An 18477-nucleotide genomic window follows, 5' to 3' on the forward strand; every position below is an offset into this window, starting at 1 on the left:
GTAACAAGTGTCTACCAGCCCGGCCGGGGTTCACGTCCTGAGAGGAGCACGCCCGCGCACATTTGGCACGGCACCGCTACCTCGGAATCATGCTTCCACTTCTCGAACAATCCCTTGCCGCCATGGGCGGCCGCTCCCGTCTGGAAGCGATCCAATCGCTTCATATTAAAGGATTTGGCCACTACTACCTAATAGAGCAATCCGAGCGCCCGGCCGGCCCCTGGATTGTCCGCTACGAACAAACCGAAGAGTGGCGTGACCTGGTAAACGGCCGCCGCCGCGTGGACAGGATTGAGCGCCCAGGTCAGGTGGATCGCCAGGCCACTATCTCCGGCGACGGATTGCAGGCCACCCTGATGACGGTGCAGGGCCGGGAATTCCCGCCCCGTGTCATGCCGGCCGACACCGAATGGCTCGACCTGAGTCCCCAGCGGGTTCTCCTCACCGCTCTCGCCGCTTCCGACCTGCGCACAGACGGATCGACGCTCTACCAGGAGGTGATGCACCACGCGGCGGCCTTTACCTGGCAGGGCTTCCCGGTGCGTATCCTGTTCAATGCCGACACCGCGCTGCCCACGGTGGTGGAACTCGTAAGGACTTATCCGCGCGATACCTTCTGGAACGTATGGGGCGACGTCACTACCCGTTGGATCTACTCCTACTGGTATCTGGAACAGGGTGGCCTGCATTATCCGCGCCAGGTGGACATCGAGAAGGGCGGCTACGCCTACCGCTCGTTCAGTATTGACGAGATGACGATCAACGCCGCGGTGCCCGCCGAACGCCTGGCATTGCCGCCGGATGCCGGGCAACTGGCCCTGAAGGCTCAGCCCGAGGTGGAGGCTCTCCCCCTGGGAAGGCCGGACCGGCCCGCCGTCGAACTTGCCCCCGGCTTCGTCAAAGTGCCGGGGAACTGGGACATCGCCTACATCCGGCAGGATGACGGCCTGCTGATTCTGGAGGCGCCCATCTCGGCTGGATACTCGCAGCGTGTCCTGGAAGAGGCCGCACGGCGGTTCCCGGATACACCCGTTAAGGCGGTGATCTCGACCTCCGATGCGTGGCCGCATTTTTCCGGCGTTCGGGAGTATGTCGCGCGCGGAATCCCGGTCTACCTGCTCGACCGGAATGAACCAATCGTCCGGCGCCTGCTGTCCGCCCCGCGGTCCCTCCGACCTGATGCCCTCGCGACCCGGCGCCGCGAACCGGATCTGCGCCTGGTAGCCAGCCGGACCCTGCTGGGCAGCGGCGCCAATCGGGTGGAACTCATCCCCCTTCGCACCGAGACCGGCGAACGGATGATGATGGCCTGGTTCCCTGAACACCGGATTCTCTATGCCAGCGACCTGGTCCAGGGCCCGATGCCGGATGGCAGCTTCTTCATGCCGCAGTACCTCAGCGAAGTGCGGGACGCAGCGGCACGCGAGAAAATCCAGCCGGAATCCGTCTTTGCGATGCACGCTCCCAAGACATCCTGGTCGAAGATCCTGGCCGCGATCGACGTTGTCTGAGTCCGCCTACGCCTTGGCCGCGAGGGTGATGTGAGCCGCCTGCGGAAACACGAAGTCGTAGCCGGGGTTGAGCTTCTGTTCGCCCACCAGTACTTCGTGGACGTCGTACGGATTGGTGGTGTGGTCCAGCACGGCATTCCGAATGACTTCGAAAGTGTGCTGCAGATACTGCGCCTCGTCAATGTCGACGTCCACCAGATAGTGGTCGCCGGTTTCACCCTGCCGGAAGAACGAGAGTTGCAGGTTGCCGTACTTATCGAATGTCTTGAAACTCTTCGCGGACTGGTACCCGTCCGGGGGATGATGCAGCGCGCCCGACACCTCGTGGAAGAGCCGCGAAGCATTCTGCGTCTCCTCAAACAAGGCGGCCGTGGTCCTGACGAAGAAGCGGTCCCTGCGCAGCTTCAGCAGGCCGCCCATATGGCTCAGGCAACTGGAACCGTCACCCAGTGTTGTGCCCGCTGCCTTCGCCGCGATGTTCAGCAGGCAGGCCTGGCGCTGCGCGTCCAGCGCATCATACAATGCCTGCCCCTGCTGGGCGGGCTGCGTGTCGATCGACGAAGTCTCGAGGATCGTCCTCAACTGGGGGGGCAATTTCGCATATGCCGGGGCATCAATGGCCGACACCTTGTCCGGATTCACCGGCAGGGTCACGGTCTGGCGTGTATTCTTGCCATCCTGCACCCTGAGGAAAAAGGAAGCCGGCCGGTATCTCATGGGCCACACGGTCACCTGATAGTCCTTTGCCGGTGACGCTTCGATCCCTCCAATCTGGACCGTCCCGCTGACCTGGACCGAGTTTTCGTAGTGTGTCGACCCGTCCCTCGCGACGATGTCCATGTGTATCTGGTCCTGGAGCTTGGCTCCTCCGACAGTCACGAAATCCAGTCGAATTGATCCTGTACCCATTTGTCCTCCTTTCAAGGAGCTTACTCCACCCTCCGCCCGGCCCCTAACGAAAAATCGCCCGTCTGATGACAGGCATCCAACTCGCGGCATAGTGGAGGGATGTCCTTCCCGCTGATCCTCCGCGAACCGGGGCCGCTGCTGACGCTGCTGCTGCTGGGCGCCGCGGCATTCCTGGAAGCTTTCGGCGATTCGTGTTTCCAGTCAGCCATCTATCGATCCACTGGCGTGGCCCGATTCCTCTCGGCTGGACTGGGTGTGCTCGCCCTTGCCGTTTACGGCTTTACCGTGAACCTGCCGCGCTGGGATTTCGGACGCCTGCTGGGCGTGTACGTAGTCTTCTTTTTTGTCTTTGCCCAGATTCTCGCCTGGTTCCGGTTCCAGCAGAAGCCTTCGCTACCGGTCTGCGCCGGGGGTGCGCTCATCATCGCCGGCGGCTGCGTCATCTCATTCTGGCGAGCCTGACCCCGGCATTCTTTCCTCCGGCTCTGTAACGTTTTGACATTCCGGCCGTACTCCATTTGACAGCCAAATGGAACGACGGTAGGTTGTATTAGATTGCCAAATAGAGAACCCGCTTCCCCCAAGGCCGGAGTGCTGCAGGGCACGCTCGACCTCATGATCCTCAAGGTCGTCGCAACTCTCGGCCCCGTGCACGGCTACGCCATTGCGGAACGCCTCTCGCAGGTCTCCGGCGGGGCGCTGCAGTTGAACATGGGCACCCTCTACCCCGGTCTCGTGCGCCTGGAGCAGCGTGGCCTGCTGCGGGCCGCGTGGGACCAGACTGAGTCGAACCGCCGTGCCCGTTTTTACAGCCTCACCCCGGCCGGCCGCCGCCGTTTGGAAGTCGAACGCCAGGAATGGTCCCGCATGACGGACATCATGCGGCGCCTGCTGGACGACGCTGTCTGATCGAAATCGAGTAAGGAGGCGCCCATGCGCTCAGTACTGGAGTTCTTCTCGAAGTTGCGCTCTCTGTTTGGAAAAGCAAATGCTGATCGAAGCCTCGCGGACGAGATTGAGTTTCATCTTCAGATGGAGACCGAGGCTGGCCTGCGGCGCGGACTGGATCCACTGGAAGCCCGCCGCCAGGCACGGCTCAAGTGCGGATACGAAGGCGTAAGCTCCGAGGCGATCCGCGATCAGCGCCTGCTGGGCTGGCTCGATGGCACTTTCGCCGACCTCCGGCAGGCGGTGGTCGCCCTACGCCGCCACCGCGGGTTCACCGCGATCGCATTGGCCGCCCTCGCGCTGTCGGTCGGCCTGAATACGCTCATCTTCACCATGTTGGACGGCGTCTTGTTGCGCCCGCTGCCCTACCCGCACCCCGACCGCCTGGTCCGCGTCTTCGAGTCGACGCCGCGCAATCCCAAATGGCCCGTCTCCATCGGCAATTTCTTCGACATCCGCCGCCTGAACAAATCGTTCGATGCCGTTGCCCTCTATACCGGTGACGACCTCCAACTCATGCATGGCGAGGTGCCGGAGCGTCTCAGGTCGATGCGGGTCTCTCACGATTTCTTCACCACCGTAGGCATCCTGCCCGCCATGGGCCGCAGCTTTGAACCGGCCGATTCCAAGGTGGAAAAGGCACGCGTCGTGATCCTCGGCAATCGCTTGTGGAAGACGCGCTTCCAAGCGGATCCGGCGATTGTAGGCAAAACCATCCGGCTGAACCGGGAGGCCTGGACCGTCGTGGGCGTCCTGCCGCCCGGCTTCCAGCATGTTGGCGGAAGTTACCGTTCTCCGCTGCAAGGCGAGACCGTGGATCTCTGGTGGCCTCTGCCGGTGGGGCCCGAGAGCCGCGGCTCCCACTTCACCAATTTCATCGGACGACTGAAGCCTGGCGTTTCCCTGGAGCAAGCGCGTCAGGATGTGCATGGCATCGCGAAAGAACTCACCCGCATCCTTCCTGGTCCCAATCGGGATCTCATCTTGCGCATCGAGCCGCTCACCAGCGAACTCGTCGGCCAATCGCGCGAAACGGTCTGGCTGCTCACCGCGGCCGGCGGGCTGGTTCTGCTCATCGCCTGCGCCAATGTCGCCGGACTTTGTATCGCCCGCAGCCTGGCGCGCCGCAAGGAGATCGCGGTCTGTCGCGCGCTGGGCGCCGGAACCTGGCGGCTGGTGCGGTCCGTCCTCTGCGAGAATCTGGTGCTCGGCTTGGCAGGCGGCGCCTTGGGCTTGGCGCTGGCTGCCTTGCTCTCTCCCGGATGGCGCGCATTGATCCCAGCTGATTTCCCGCGTGTCCACGAGGTCCAACTCACCTGGACCGCCGGTCTTTTTGCGCTCGCCTGTGCCTTGCTCACCAGCTCGCTGGCTGGCCTCGCTCCGGCCCTGCGCCAATCACGCGTCGATCCCGCCGCCAGCCTCACCCAGGAGTCTCGCGGGGCCTCGGCCGGCCGCGACGCGCATCGCCTGCGTGCCGTGCTCGTTGCCGGTGAGGTGGCCTTCGCCACGGTCCTCTGTGTCTCGGCGGCCCTGCTCGTCCAAAGCTCGCTCCGGTTGCGCGCCCGTGACAATGGTTTCGACCCCGCTGGCGTCCTGACGTTCCAACTGGAACTGCCGCGAGCCGGCTATGAAAAGCCAGAACAGGCCGCCCGGCTGTACGAACAGGTGGCGGCTCGCTGGCGGTCCCTGCCCGGTGTCCAGGCTGCCGCACTGGCCACCAATATTCCCTGGACCGGATACGACGAAAACAGCGGCTTCTCCATCCCCGGCGTGGCCGAGCGTCCGGATGATCCAACCCAGGCGCGCTACCAGATGGCCTCGCCCGGCTACTTCGAGGCCCTACATATCCCGCTCCGCGCCGGTCGCTACTTCGAGCAGCGCGACAACACGGCCGGGCCGCTGGTCGTCATCGTCAACGAAGCTCTGGTGCGCCGCTATATGCCGGGGCTCGACCCCGTCGGTCGAACCCTCAGCATCTGGGGCAAACCGCGGCAACTCGTTGGCGTTGTTGCCGATAACTTCGACCGCCCGGCCGACCTCAAGGCCGAGCCCGGTTTCTGGATGCCCCTGGCCCAGGTGCCGATGGGTGAAGTGAATGCCGTCCTTCGCACTGCCGGCGATCCCATGTCGTTGTTGGCTCCGGCCGTCACGGCTTTGCACGAGATCGACCGGGAACTCCCCGTGGCTGAGCCGCGGGCGATGACGACTATTACACGGGCCGCCCTGGCCGAGAGGAATCTTGCCAACTGGCTGCTGCAGGCGTTCGCGCTACTGGCCCTGATGCTCGCGGTGTTCGGCATCTATGGTCTTCTCGCCTACGTCGTCGAACAGCGCCACCGCGAGTTCGGTATCCGCGTAGCCATGGGCGCCACACGCCGCGACATCCTCTGGCTGGTGTTGAAAGGCGGACTCGCCCAAGCCCTCGCCGGTGGTGTGGTGGGAGCTCTTCTTGCGCCCTTGGCCGCCCGCTCCATGGCCAGTCTGTTGTATGGCGTGAAATTTGGCGACCCCGTGCCTCTCCTTTGGGCCCTGGCCTTCGTCATCTGCGCGGCGCTGCTCGCCAGCTTCACACCCGCGCTGGGAGCCGCCCGCGCCGATCCCTCTATCGCTTTGCGCAACGAGTGATCAATCCCGGGGCGGGGCAGGCGCCCCGGCTATTTCAGCGCCTTGAGAAACTGGCCCGTGTAGGATTCCGCGCATTGGGCCACCTGTTCCGGTGTGCCGGCCGTGACCACTCGTCCGCCGCCGGAGCCGCCCTCCGGCCCCAGGTCAATCACCCAATCCGCGTGGCGGATCACTTCCAGGTTGTGTTCGATGACCAGCAGGCTCGCGCCGTTGTGTACCAGTCGCTCGAAGGCATCCAGCAGCTTCGCGATGTCGTCGAAATGCAGTCCCGTCGTCGGCTCGTCGAACAGATACAACATGCCCTTCGAATCCGCCTGGGTCAGATGGGAAGCCAGCTTCACACGCTGCGCCTCGCCGCCCGAAAGAGTCGTCGCCGATTGGCCCAGCCTCAGGTAGCCCAAGCCCACATCCGACAACGGCTTGAGCCTGGACACCAGCTTCGGTTGATCCGCGAAAAACGCCAGCGCCTCGCGGATCGTCATCCCCAACACTTCGTGGATGTTCATCCCGCGGTACCGCACATCCAATACCGACGACTTATAGCGCGTGCCTTTGCAGTCCTCGCAGATCAGTTCTACATCCGCCAGGAACTGCATCTCCACCGTGACCGTGCCGTCCCCCTGGCAGGTCTCACACCGTCCGCCGGCAATGTTGAATGAGAAATGGCCGGCCGTGTAGCCGCGGCGATCCGCCTCGGGCGTCGAGGCAAACAACTCGCGGATCACATCGAAGGCCTTGCAGTACGTCACCGGATTCGAGCGTGGCGTGCGCCCAATCGGCGACTGGTCCACCATCACCATTTCACGGATCAGTTCCGCATTCTCCACCTTGCGGCAGGTTTGCTTCTCCGCCTTTTGGGCCAGGACCTCGTCCTCTTCCTTGGCGCCTTCTTTCGACAGGTCTCGCCGGTAGCGAGTCTCCAAGGTGCGGTGGATCACGTCGTGCACCAGCGACGACTTGCCCGAGCCCGAAACGCCCGTCACCACAGTCATCATGCCCAGCGGCACTTCGACATCAATGTTCTGCAGATTGTTGGCCCGGCAGCCGAAGAACTTCAGCAGCCGCTTCCTGTCAACCGGCCGGCGCTCCGTCTTCAACGAAGTGCTCAGGTCGCCCTTCAGGTATTTCGCCGTCAGCGAGGCGCTCTTCTTGCCGCTGGCGGAGAGCATCTTGGCCAGCGTGCCTTCAAAGGTCACCATGCCGCCTAACTCTCCGGCGCCCGGACCCATGTCGACGACATGGTCCGCCGCCCGCATCACGTCGGCGTCGTGCTCCACCACCAGGATCGTATTGCCCAGGTCGCGCAGTTCTTCCAGGATCTTAATCAGGCGCTCAGTATCGCGCGAATGCAGCCCGATCGAGGGCTCATCCAGGACATAGGTGGCGCCCACCAGGCGCGAACCCAGGCACGTGGCGAGCTGAATCCGCTGCGCCTCTCCGCCCGACAACGTGGCGGACAGCCGGTCGAGCGTCAAATACTGAAGGCCGACATCGTTCAGGAACTTCAGCCGCTGGCGGATCTCGACAAGCACTTTCTCCGCAATCGCCGCCTGCTCCGGCGCCTGCTGCAGTTCATCGAAGAAGTCCTTCGCCTCGGCGATATTGAATCGCACGACGTCGGCAATCGTTTTGCCGCCCACGCGCACGTTCAACGCCTCGGCCCGCAGTCGCGAACCGCCGCATGCCGGACACTGCGTGTAGCCGCGGTACCGGCTCAGGAACACCCTTACATGGACTTTGTACTTCTTGGTTTCCACCTCGAGGAAGAAGCGCCGGATCGCGTCCAGCACCACGCTCTTTTCCGCGGGCTTGAGATCGACATACGGTACAGTGGCTCGCACTTTGTTGCGCGACTTGCCGATGAACTCCTCGCGCATCCACTGGTATTGGGGCTTGTTCCACGGATCCACCGCGCCATCGGCGATCGAAAGCGACGGATCCGGAATCACCAGGTCCAGGTCGTAATCGATGGTGTTGCCGAAGCCCTGGCACTTGGGACATGCGCCATAGGGGTTGTTGAAACTGAACAGCGACGGTTCCGGAGTCAGGAACTCGACGTTGCAGGTCTTGCACGAGAACCGCTCGCTGAAGCGAATCTGCTTCGGCTCCGGTTCCCCAGCCTGCTCGAATACCACTTCGCCGGCTTCGCGATAACAAATCTCCACCGTATCCACGATGCGCTGCTTCTGGTCCGGCCGCACCACCAGCCGGTCGGCCAAGACGAAGACAGGCTTCGAGAAATCGACCTCCAGCAGGGACTCGGGCGTCGAGAACTCATACACCGTCGAGTTCTGGAACAGCCGGTTGAAGCCGCGTTTCCGCAGGTCGAACAGGTGGTCGCGCAACGCCGCTGCATCACCCGGCTTGAACATGACAATCGGGAACAGGGCGTACCAGCGCGAGCCGTCCGGCTGCGCCAGCATCTTGCGGGCCACCGGATCCACTGTGTCCCGTTCCACCAATTGGCCGCAAGTGGGGCAGTATGTCTCGCCGGTGCGCGCATACAGCAGCCGCACGAAGTCGTAGATCTCCGTCGAGGTGGCTACCGTCGAGCGGGGATTCCTGGTCGTATTCTTCTGCCGGATCGCAATCGGCGGCGAAATGCCTTGGATCTCATCGACATCCGGCTTTTCCATGCGGTCCAGGAACTGCCGGGCATACGCCGACAGGCTTTCCACATAGCGCCGCTGTCCTTCCGCATAGATCGTGTCGAAGACCAGCGATGACTTGCCGGACCCGGACACACCTGTCACCACCGTCAACTTGTTGTGCGGCAGGTCGACACTCAGGTTTTTGAGATTGTGAACCCGCGCCCCGCGGATCCTCAGGAGTTCGTCCACTGACTTACCATTGTATCAATCGGATGCTCATCCCCCCGCCCCGCAAAGCCAATCAGCTTCTGCTCGACTGGTATACCGCCGCCGGCCGCGATTTACCGTGGCGGCGCACTCGCGACCCGTGGAAGATCATGGTCTCCGAGATCATGCTGCAGCAGACCCGCGTCGCTGCGGTCATCCCGTATTACCAGCGCTTCCTCGAGCGCTATCCCGAACCGAAGGATCTCGCCCAGGCGCCGGAACAGGATTTTCTCGCCATCTGGTCGGGATTGGGCTACTACTCCCGGGCCCGCAACCTGCAGCGCGCCGCTATCCAGATCACCGCGGCCGGTGGCTTTCCCGAAACCTACGAGGAGATCCGGACCCTGCCCGGAGTCGGGGACTACACCGCGGCCGCCATCTCTTCCATCTGTTTCTCTCTCCCCTACGCCGTGCTCGACGGCAACGTCATGCGCGTGATCTCGCGCATGACCCTCGAGAAGGGCGACATCTCGAACTCTTCCGTCCGGGTTCGCCTCAAGGAGCACGCCCAGCGTCTGCTCGACCCCAAGCGCCCTGCCGATTTCAATCAGGCCATCATGGAACTCGGCGCCACGGTCTGCCTGCCCCGCAGCCCGCAATGTCTCCTTTGCCCATGGCGCGAACTCTGCCAGGCACGCGCTGCCGGCATCCAGGGCGAACTGCCCATCAAGTTGAAGAAACGCGATCCGGTCAAGTTGGCCATGGAGCTGTTTCTGGTAGAGAAGAACGGTAGCATCCTGCTGCGCCAGCGCGGTACCACCGAGTCCAAACTGGCTGGATTCTGGGAATTACCCGCGGCCCGTGACATGCCGGCTGCGGAACGCGGCGAATGCCTGGGTTCGTTCAAGCACTCCATCACCCACCACGATTATACGATCGAGGTCTACCGTGCTTCGGCCGCCAAAGCTCCTAAAGGCTTTCGTTGGTTCCAGATGGAAGAGCTGGAGAATGTGCCGGTCGCTACCATGACTCGCAAGGCACTGGCTTTGGCATAAGCGATCTACCCCTCTGAAGAAGTGGGGGTATGGACACGGCCGCCGACCGGGCGTAGAATCTGGATCGATCGCCCATGCGCCCAATCTGTTCGGCGCTGGCCCTCCTCTTGTGTGTCATCACGGCCAGGAGCGAAACGCAGAGGCAGGCGCCGTCCTACTCCGCGGACAGCATCGTTAACCTTGCCAGCGGCGAGATCGGCCGGCTGGCGCCCAACACGCTTGCCGCCATCTACGGCAAAGACCTGGCTCCCTACAGCCGGGCTCGCGTCGACAGCGACCTGCAGGGTGACACGCTGCCCACCTTGCTCTCAGGCACTGCCGTCGTTGTGAAGGTCAGTGGTCTCCTGGTGCCGTTGGAGTATATCTCTCCGGATGTTGTGACCTTCCTGGTTCCGTCTGAGCTTCGCCCCGGACCCGTAAATATAGTCCTCACCTACAAGAACCTGAGCGGTCCAACCATCCGGGTTCAACTCCTGCAGGCCGCGCCAGCCTGGTTCCTGATGGAAACAGGTTTTGTCCTGGGCCGTCATCTGGACTCGATGGAGTGGATTGACGCCGCCCATCCGGCTCGTCCCGGGGAGTCGGTTGTCCTCTATGCTGCCGGCCTGGGGGAGTCCCGGCCCATCCTCCCTTACCGCTCCATGCCCCGCGCCAAGGCGCCCCTGGCTCATCTCGATCAGTTTTGTCTTCTGTTTGACGGCGAGTGCGTGGTGCCTGAGCGGCTCGGATACGTCGGACTAAGTCCAGGATTCCCCGGGGTTTATGAGATCCATGTGCTACTTCCGGAGCAGCTGGCCGAAGACCCCGAAGTCACTCTCGACATCGCCGGCGCCGGCACGCAAGCCGGCAACCGGCTCAGATTCAAACCCAACCCGCCGCAACCGGATGCCCCACCTCTACGTTCAATCAAGTGAGCCCGGCCTCTGCGGGTGCTTCGCTGTCGCGCATGGGTGGACCCAGTGGATTCATGCGGTTTCAGTGTGGAAAAACCCATCCCAAACCTCAGCCTTGGGGTTAGTCTATGAGTAGGGAGCACATTGTGCACATCCGAGCTGTCTGCATCACCCCATTGTTTGCCTTCGCCCTGCTCGCCCAGCAGGCCGGACAATCCGGCTGGCCTGCTGCCCAGAACGCTCAGTCCGCAGGCGATCAGAGGGTCTATACCGTCGCGGCCGGCAGCAAGATTCCGCTCCAGTTGATCAATAGCATCAGTACTAAGTCCGCCGCCGTGGGTGATCGCGTCTACCTTCAGACCAACTTCCCCATCCTTTCAGATGGCCGCATTGTGATTCCCCCCGGCTCGTATGTCACCGGTACCGTCACTCAGGTGAAACGGGCAGGTAAGGTGAAAGGCCGGGCTGAACTCTATGTCCGGTTCGATTCCCTCACGCTCCCGAACGGCGTCACCCGCGACTTCCGCGCCTCGCTGGGCACCGTTGACGGCTCCAATCCGGGTAAGGTGGACCGTACGGAAGGCAAAGTGGAGGGGGACGGTTCGAAGGCTGCCGACGCCACCAAGGTGGGTGAAGCAGCCGGCTGGGGCACCATGATCGGTGGAGTTGCTACCCGCACCGGTACGGGCGCCGGAATCGGCGCGGCCGCCGGGGCAGCCGCCGGATTGGCCGGTATCCTTATGACACGCGGCCCCGACGCGATCATCGAACGCGGCTCGACCATCGAGATGGTCATCGATCGTAGTCTCAAGTTCTCCGACGAGGAATTGGCGGGCATTGCTCCGCCCCGGGTCGGCGGACCCCAGGTTACGCCGCCGCCCGCGCGGTCGTCTTCCTCCTCCTCCGGCGGGCTCTCCCGCCGACCGTATCCTGCGAATTGACCTGATCCCGTGGCCGGGAAATTCGCTGGTGAATAGAGCGGGAACACCTAGAGTACTAAGCTGTAAACCTTAGAACTATTAGGTATATCGACCCACTCGGCTAGTACGATTGCTCCCCCTAAGCCGAGCTAAGGTACCAGTGCCATTTGAGTCCCTAGTCCTATTTGCCTGACTACTGCCAACCCCTACAATCTTGCTTAGGGTATTTCCATGGGCGCAATTGAAATCCAGGTTTTCGTTAGCCTGGTAGTCATTCTCGGGGCCGCCTTCGTCGCGCTGATCTGTGATTTCCTGAAGGGCAGTAATGAGCAACTTCGGGAAGCCAACATCGTCATGCGTGTTCGTGAGGATGAGCGCGACAAGCGTGACGACCTTGTCGAGAAGGTTCAACAGCAGACGATTGAGGTAGTTGCCAAGGTGCAGGGAGCTCTGGTCGGCCGTCCGGCCGCCGCCCCGGTGCCGGTGGCACAGCCTGTCGCCCGGGCGCAGCAGACGCCTGCTCCGCAACCTGCCCCCCTCTCCACTCCAGTCACCGACGCCCGCGAGCTCTTCGAACGCGCTCAGTCGGAACGCTCCGCCCGCGGCCGCCGCGGTGGCCGCCGTTCAGAAGAAAGGCCCGTTCCTCCGCCCCGCCAGGAATCCGTCGCGAGCTGGGCGCAGGATATCGTCATCCGCAAGCATCAGGAAGTCGAACCGAAAGCGCCCGCCGTCGAGCCGGTTCACCCTGTCGAAACGGCCCCGGCCGCGGCCGCCCAGGTCTCCGTCGCGCCGGCTCCGATGCCCCTTGCGGTGCCGGTGGCTCAATCGACCAGGCACGAATTCGCCGCCCAGCCCGACCAGACCGGTATCCCGTCCGCCCAGCCGCTTCTGGCGCAGTCCGAAGCCAGGGTGCTCATGGCCCAGGCTCAACGCCTCGAGCAAGCTCCTGTAGCGGCGCCGGCCGCTCAGGCGGTGCCCGCCATTGCCAACCTCGAATCGCCTGACGCCCGCGAGATGTTTGCGGAACAGGCGCAATCGAAATCACAAACCGTTCACGCGCCGGCGCTGGTCGATGCACAGCAACCGCTCACCACTGCGCCCGTCGCGCCGCAAGTGGCCGCGGCTGCCGGTCAGCCAGAGCCCGCCGAAGTGGCAGCCGAGTCCATTCTGCCCTTCGCACAGCAGCCCGCTGCTGTGTGCCAATTGTCCCAAGCGACTGAACTCTCCCTGGTAATGTCTGCTCCCGCTATCCTCTCCGGTAGCGTGGCCAGCCTGCCCTCGGAGACGATTGTCGCCCGGACAGAGTCCTCTCTCCCAGCTCTCCAACTCCACACGGAAGTGCCGGAGTTCGAGATCGTTCCGCCCTCCATCGAGCAGTTTGCCCAGACGGTCGAGCCCTTGGCCACCTCAGAGGTGCCCAGCGCCGAGTCTCAGCCTCTCATGGTCGCCGCCGCGGAAGAAGTAACGCTGGAATCCGCCACGTTCGAAGCACCCCTCGTCGAATCGACGTTCGAAACACCGGTCGAAGTCGCCGAAGTGATGGAATCGCCGGTTCTGGAGCAGGTCGAACCCCTGGTTCCCGAAACTGTGGCCGCCGCCGCGATGGCAGAAGTACCGGAAACGGTCGAAGTCGCCGACGTGATGGAGTCGCCGGTTCTGGAGCAGGTCGAAAGCCTGGTTCCCGAAACGATTGCCGCCGCTGCGATGGCCGAAGTGCCGGAGACGGTCGAAGTCGTCGAAGTGATGGAATCGCCGGTTCTGGAGCAGGTCGAAAGCCTGGTTGCCGAAACGATGGCCACCGCTGCGATGGCCGAAGTGCCGGAGACGGTCGAAGTCGCCGAAGTGATGGAATCGCCGGTTCTGGAGCAGGTCGAAGCTCTTGCCCCCGAAACGGCGTTCGCCACCGCCATCGAGGAGCCCGCGTTTACCGCTGACTATTCTCTGATTGAGGATATGCCGGTTTATGCCGAGATCCCGACACTGGCGCGCATCGAACCCGAGTTGACACCGGTCGTTGAGCCGCTGGTGCTGGAGACCGCGGCCGCCGCGATCTTCGAGCCCACCATGTTCGAATCGGGCGCCGACGAAGAGATCCAGGTCGTGCGGATTCGGGTACTCCGGGACGACGATGTCCTGCCCGCTTCGGAGTTCACCGATACCTTCCTGTCTCTGGATCAGCTTTCCGGCTCCTCCTCGAGTCAGTCCACGTCGGAACCCGAGCCCGTATTCGCTCCGCTAGTTGCCGAATCTCCGTCCGAACCCATTGCAGTGCCTGAGCCCGTCGCAGCCGAAATGGCGGCGACCTGGCCCGAGGCGATCTCCGAACCGGAGCCCGTCGCAGCCGAAATGGCGGCGACCTGGCCCGAGGCAATCTCCGAACCGGAGCCCGTCGTAGCCGAAATGACCGCGGCAACTTGGCCCGAAGTGATCTCCGAACCGGAGCCTGTCGTAGCCGAAATGACCGCGGCAACCTGGCCCGAAGCGATCACCGAACCTGAGCCCGTCGTGGCCGAAATGACAGCGGCGGCTTGGTACACACCGGTTGCCGAAGCCGGGCCTGTCGTCCTCCCTGCGATGTCCGACGCTATGTGGGCTGAAGCGGTTGCGGAGGCTGATCATTCCGTGGCTCCAGCCTGGTACGAAGCGCTGGCAGACTCTCAGCCTGTTGGTGCCGGCATGACGCCCGAAACTTCGCAGCCTGCCGACGCGCCCTCCGAGCCCTCTATCTGGCTGACAGGCGCCGAGCCCTCCACCTGGAGCCTCGGGCCGGATGCAGCCCAGACTGAACCGTCCTTCACGGAACCTACGTTCGCCCAGGCGGAGCCTTCGTTCTCAGGAGCCGCTTCGCTTGATCCGGCCCCCTCCGATGATCCGTTCGCTTACAGGCCGGCTGTCCCGGAGCCGGTCGCCCAAGCTCCTGTCGTCGCGGCCCCGCAGAGCGAAATGCGTCCGAAGGTCGTGGAAATGCGCTCCGCCGCGCAAGCCCGGGCCGAACAGGAACCTCCGGCTCCGCCCACGTTGGTGCTGCCTGGCGGCTTCCACGAACCAACGGCATTGGCTCGCCTTCTTGAGGACGAAGCCCCATTCTCCGGCCTGGTAATCGCCGTCAGCGTGGTCGATTACGTCCGCCTCATGGCCGATCAGGGTAAGCCTGCCATCGAGCAGATCATGGCCTCCGTCACCCGTCTGGTCATGTCGCTCACCCGCGAACAGGACTTTGCCTGCCGCATCGCTGAAGACGAGTTCATCCTGATCTTCAGCCGCGAAAACGGCGCTTCCGCAAAGCGCCGCATCCAGTTGGTATCGGAACGCCTCTGGGATTACCAACTGCGCTCGCTCGGCTCCGTCTCCATCATCTTCAGTTGGGGTGCTTCCGAATCGCAACTCCAGCCCATCGTTCAGGCGGTCGAAAATGCCCGCGAACAGATGCTGGAAACCCGCCGCAACCGTCGCAACCTCACCGGCGTCTCCCGCCGCTTTGGCCGCCAGGTCGCCAACAGCTAATTGACTCCTAATACAAATCAGGCCCGCTTCCCTCTTCGTAGGGCAGCGGGCCTGATTTGTTTAGATCGAGCGACTAGAGGACCTAGAAGGCCAGCGCGTCCGACACGGCCTTCAGCACGGTCGACAACTGCAATGGCTTGGCGAGTGTTCCATGCGCTCCCAAATAGCCCGCTATCCGCAGGTAGTCGCCACCAAAAGCCCCTGACATTGCAATCACTCGCACGTCCGGATAGTCGCGCCTGATTACTTTGATGGTCTCGATGCCTTCCTGTTCAGGCATAACCAGATCCGTGATGATGACCCGGAACTGCTCACGCTGCAATGAAGTCAGCGCCTCCCGGCCATTCGCGGCCAGCGATACCGTATAGCCCGCGGTGCGAAGCATCGAGGCGACCACTTCGCGTACCGCCGCGTCATCGTCGACGACGAGAATTTTTGCCGAAGCGGGCATCGCGGAGTCCATCGTTTTCAAGTGTACATCTTATGGCCGAATAATTCGAGATGCCATTGTCCCAATATGGGTTTATATTGCTGGCTAGCGCTGCCTTGCCAATCGGTCCAGGGCCTCGATTTCTTTGCCGGCCTCGGCAAACTGACCCTGTGCCATCAATTCCTTATAACGCTTCAGATGTGCCTGTATTTCATCCTTCAGCCGATTCGCCGCATCCTGTGTGGCACTGCCCGGAGACGGCGGCGTTCCGCTCCCCGCTGAAACCGGCTGCCCCTTGCCCTGGGGAGCCGGGATTGGAGTCCCGGTGAGTTCGCTCAACGCCTGCTCATAGGTATCTGTATAGATAAGCCGGTTGCCCATCGCCACAACCACTTTCTTCAGTTGCGGCATTCGCGCCTCGGACGCCTGGATGTAGATCGGTTCAATGTAGAGCAGCGTGTTCTCCACCGGCAGGACTAACATCTGTCCTCTCAACACCTGGGAGCCCTGTTGGTTCCACAGCGTCAGGTCCTTCGAGATGTTCTGGTCCTGGCTGATCCGCGCCTCAATCTGCATCGGCCCAAAGATCAGTTCCTGTTTTGACAGCTGTAGAAATTGCAGTTCACCCAGCGCGGCACCGTCGCACCGCGCCACCATCACGCCGATCAGGTTGTCCTTGTTCCGCGGAGTGAACGTGGTCATGAGGAGGAATTCGGGTTCATCGCTGCCAGGCAGGGTGGCCACGACATACGTCGGAGCGACAGGTTCCGGCTTTCCAGATGGTCCGTTCAGGTTTCGTGCGATATCCCACTGGTCTTCCTTGTTGAAGAAGGCTTCGGGATTCGTCATGTGATAGGTCCGATATACCTCTGCCTGCAATCGAAAGATTAGCTCCGGGTATCTCGCATGCGCTTTGAGATCATCCGGCATGGCGGACCAGGGCTTAATCAGCTTGGGGAACAGCTTTTGATAGGCGGCCAACAGCGGATCGTGCTCGCCAAACGCGAAAAGGTTGACGCTGCCGTCGTAGGCATCCACGGTCGCTTTGACCGAGTTCCGGATGTAGTTGATCCGGCCGACGTCACCCAGATCGAACGCGCGTGAGTAAGGGTGTGCATCGCTCGTGGTGTAGCCATCCACCATCCACATCAGGCGCCCTTCCTTGGTGATCACCAGGTAGGGATCGGCATCCCAGACCACGAAGCCGGCCATAGCCGCCAGCCGGTCGCGCACCTTCCGCCGGATCATCATGCGGCTCTCCGGAGCCAAATATGAAGTCAGCAGGATGTTCCAGTCGCCGGTCGACAGTGCTGCTGCTAACCGCATGGGAATAGACGAGATCGGGAATCCGCCCTTGCCCTCGTAGCGGGTCTCCACATTGCCCGCTCCGGAGGGGTAATTGAATTCCGGCTGCTTCGTGTGGACGAACACCGGGTCGTGCGACACCTCTCCGTAATACAGTTCCGGCCGCGTCAGCTTCAGGGAAGGGGTCTTCACCACCGCCGGAGCGTCCTGCACTAGCAGCAGCGGCAGGCCCTCCTTGGTGATTCGGGCGGCCTCCGCCACCACCATCCCGTATCCGTGCGTGTAGATGAAGTGCGGGTTGATCCACCGCGCCCGGGCGTCTCCAGGCAGCTGCGCAACGTCGATTTCGCGCGGGGTCACCAGTACTTGCCGCAGTTGCCCATCCACCTGATAACGGTCCACATCGCTATCGTGGAAGACGTAATACGGCCGCAGTGCCTGGATCTGCGTCACAGTGTCATGGAACGCGCGCCAGTCCCAAAGCCGGACATTGTCCAGCAGTTGGCGGTGTTTGGAGAAGTCGATGGGCGCCTCCAGCTTGGCGGCATAATCGATTTCTTTCGTACGGGTGCCCAGGCCGTAGGCCGCCCGAGTCGCTTCAATGTGCCGCTTGATGTACGGTTTCTGGATCGTGATCTCACTGGGCCGGACATATACCGTCGTCACCACCATGGGTGCAGCCACCAGCAGCACATAGGTAGCCACCAGCAGGAGCAGCATCTTCGGTTTCCGCATCAGAATCCCGGCAGCGGCAATCAGCGCCGCGCCGATGTTGAGCCACAAGAGCGGCAAGGTGAGGTTCTCGGACACCCAGTCGACACCCACCAGCGAGCCGTGATCGTCCAGCAGCAGGTCATAGCGGTCCAGGTAGAACTTGCCCGCCCAGGCCGCCAGGAAGAATACCGCGATACCTCTCAGGAATCCGGAGTCCAGCGCGCCGTGCAGGCTGAAGCTGCCCATGTCGAGCTTTATGCCTTCCTGCGGATTCCAGTCCGGGAGTTGATCCTTCAGGCTCCAGCCGCGCGCCGTCAGCCAGTGCGCCAGCGCCGCCACCACCGACACCGTCAGCAAATACCGCAGAATCACGCCCAGAAACGGCAGGTCGAAGAAATAGAAGGAGAGAGGATGACCGAAGACCGGATCGCGCCAGGCGCCGGAATCCAGCCCGTGACCGCCAAACCAGCGCACCACAGTCCACGAATCCACGGTCGACACGGCCACCAGCGTAGCCAGCAGCAGCGCCACGAACGTAGCCAGCTTGGCATAGCCCGGATGCTCCCGCAATCCGGTGCCGGCATGCTTCATCCCACGCGCATGGGCTAACCAGAATGCCAGGAACGCCAGTAGTCCCGCACCGATTACGGGCACTGAACCGTAGCTCAACATCTGGATCCAGGTTTCCACCTGGCCCATCTCGTGCCACCACTCATACTCGATCGCAAACCCGGCCACCCACCGGCTGCCCATCAGCACCACCACAATCAGGGCCAATATCCAACCGCGTCCCATGGATTTTCCTCCACACCCAGTGTATGCTTCCCACCCCACGGCCATTCTGGAAAGATCTGCGGCATAATCG

12 protein-coding genes are annotated in these 18477 nt (G+C 62.6%); 8 read left to right on the forward strand and 4 right to left on the reverse strand.

The features are described from left to right. Positions 1–89 precede the first annotated feature (89 nt). Positions 90–1511, forward strand: coding sequence for a hypothetical protein (locus tag ACR9Y2_RS12965; RefSeq protein ID WP_435041731.1), 1422 nt, complete (start codon positions 90–92; stop codon positions 1509–1511). A gap of 6 nt (positions 1512–1517) precedes the next feature. On the opposite strand, the gene ACR9Y2_RS12970 is transcribed toward ACR9Y2_RS12965, so the two are convergent. After that, positions 1518–2420, reverse strand: coding sequence for a hypothetical protein (locus tag ACR9Y2_RS12970; RefSeq protein ID WP_435041732.1), 903 nt, complete (start codon positions 2418–2420; stop codon positions 1518–1520). A 99-nt stretch (positions 2421–2519) separates the two neighbouring features. On the opposite strand from ACR9Y2_RS12970, the gene ACR9Y2_RS12975 reads away from it, so the two are divergent. The 3 genes from ACR9Y2_RS12975 to ACR9Y2_RS12985 all read left to right on the forward strand — a co-directional run bounded on the left by ACR9Y2_RS12975 (position 2520) and on the right by ACR9Y2_RS12985 (position 5993). Beyond that, positions 2520–2882 carry a hypothetical protein gene (locus ACR9Y2_RS12975; protein ID WP_435041733.1) on the forward strand — a complete coding sequence of 121 codons (363 nt, stop codon included), beginning with the start codon at positions 2520–2522 and terminating at the stop codon, positions 2880–2882. 93 nt (positions 2883–2975) lie between these two features. Then, a complete protein-coding gene (locus ACR9Y2_RS12980; RefSeq protein WP_435041734.1) occupies positions 2976–3329 on the forward strand; it encodes a PadR family transcriptional regulator in 354 nt (117 codons plus the stop codon). 24 nt (positions 3330–3353) lie between these two features. Then, positions 3354–5993, forward strand: a complete 2640-nt coding sequence (locus ACR9Y2_RS12985; protein ID WP_435041735.1) for an ADOP family duplicated permease — start codon at positions 3354–3356, stop codon at positions 5991–5993. Between the two features lie 29 nt (positions 5994–6022). On the opposite strand, the gene uvrA is transcribed toward ACR9Y2_RS12985, so the two are convergent. After that, positions 6023–8833, reverse strand: a complete 2811-nt coding sequence (gene uvrA / locus ACR9Y2_RS12990) for an excinuclease ABC subunit UvrA (protein WP_435041736.1) — start codon at positions 8831–8833, stop codon at positions 6023–6025. A gap of 23 nt (positions 8834–8856) precedes the next feature. Here uvrA and mutY point away from each other — a divergent pair, with 23 nt between their 5' ends. The 4 genes from mutY to ACR9Y2_RS13010 all read left to right on the forward strand — a co-directional run bounded on the left by mutY (position 8857) and on the right by ACR9Y2_RS13010 (position 15163). After that, the gene (gene mutY, locus ACR9Y2_RS12995; RefSeq protein ID WP_435041737.1) at positions 8857–9846 is read left to right on the forward strand and encodes an A/G-specific adenine glycosylase; all 990 of its coding nucleotides are present in this window, start codon (positions 8857–8859) and stop codon (positions 9844–9846) included. A gap of 74 nt (positions 9847–9920) precedes the next feature. Next, the gene (locus ACR9Y2_RS13000; RefSeq protein WP_435041738.1) at positions 9921–10760 is read left to right on the forward strand and encodes a hypothetical protein; all 840 of its coding nucleotides are present in this window, start codon (positions 9921–9923) and stop codon (positions 10758–10760) included. A gap of 125 nt (positions 10761–10885) precedes the next feature. Continuing rightward, positions 10886–11680: a hypothetical protein gene (locus ACR9Y2_RS13005; RefSeq protein WP_435041739.1), complete on the forward strand. Its 795-nt coding sequence runs from the start codon at positions 10886–10888 to the stop codon at positions 11678–11680. A gap of 210 nt (positions 11681–11890) precedes the next feature. Beyond that, a complete protein-coding gene (locus ACR9Y2_RS13010) occupies positions 11891–15163 on the forward strand; it encodes a diguanylate cyclase domain-containing protein (RefSeq protein ID WP_435041740.1) in 3273 nt (1090 codons plus the stop codon). 82 nt (positions 15164–15245) lie between these two features. On the opposite strand, the gene ACR9Y2_RS13015 is transcribed toward ACR9Y2_RS13010, so the two are convergent. Both ACR9Y2_RS13015 and ACR9Y2_RS13020 read right to left on the reverse strand, forming a co-directional pair. Further along, positions 15246–15626 (reverse strand): response regulator, encoded by a 381-nt coding sequence (locus ACR9Y2_RS13015; protein ID WP_435044860.1) that lies wholly within the window; start codon positions 15624–15626, stop codon positions 15246–15248. 72 nt (positions 15627–15698) lie between these two features. Continuing rightward, positions 15699–18407, reverse strand: a complete 2709-nt coding sequence (locus tag ACR9Y2_RS13020) for a UPF0182 family protein (protein WP_435041741.1) — start codon at positions 18405–18407, stop codon at positions 15699–15701. Positions 18408–18477 lie beyond the last annotated feature (70 nt).

It is taken from the genome of Paludibaculum fermentans (genome assembly GCF_051172195.1).
GTDB classification, from domain to species: Bacteria; Acidobacteriota; Terriglobia; order Bryobacterales; family Bryobacteraceae; genus Paludibaculum; species Paludibaculum fermentans_A.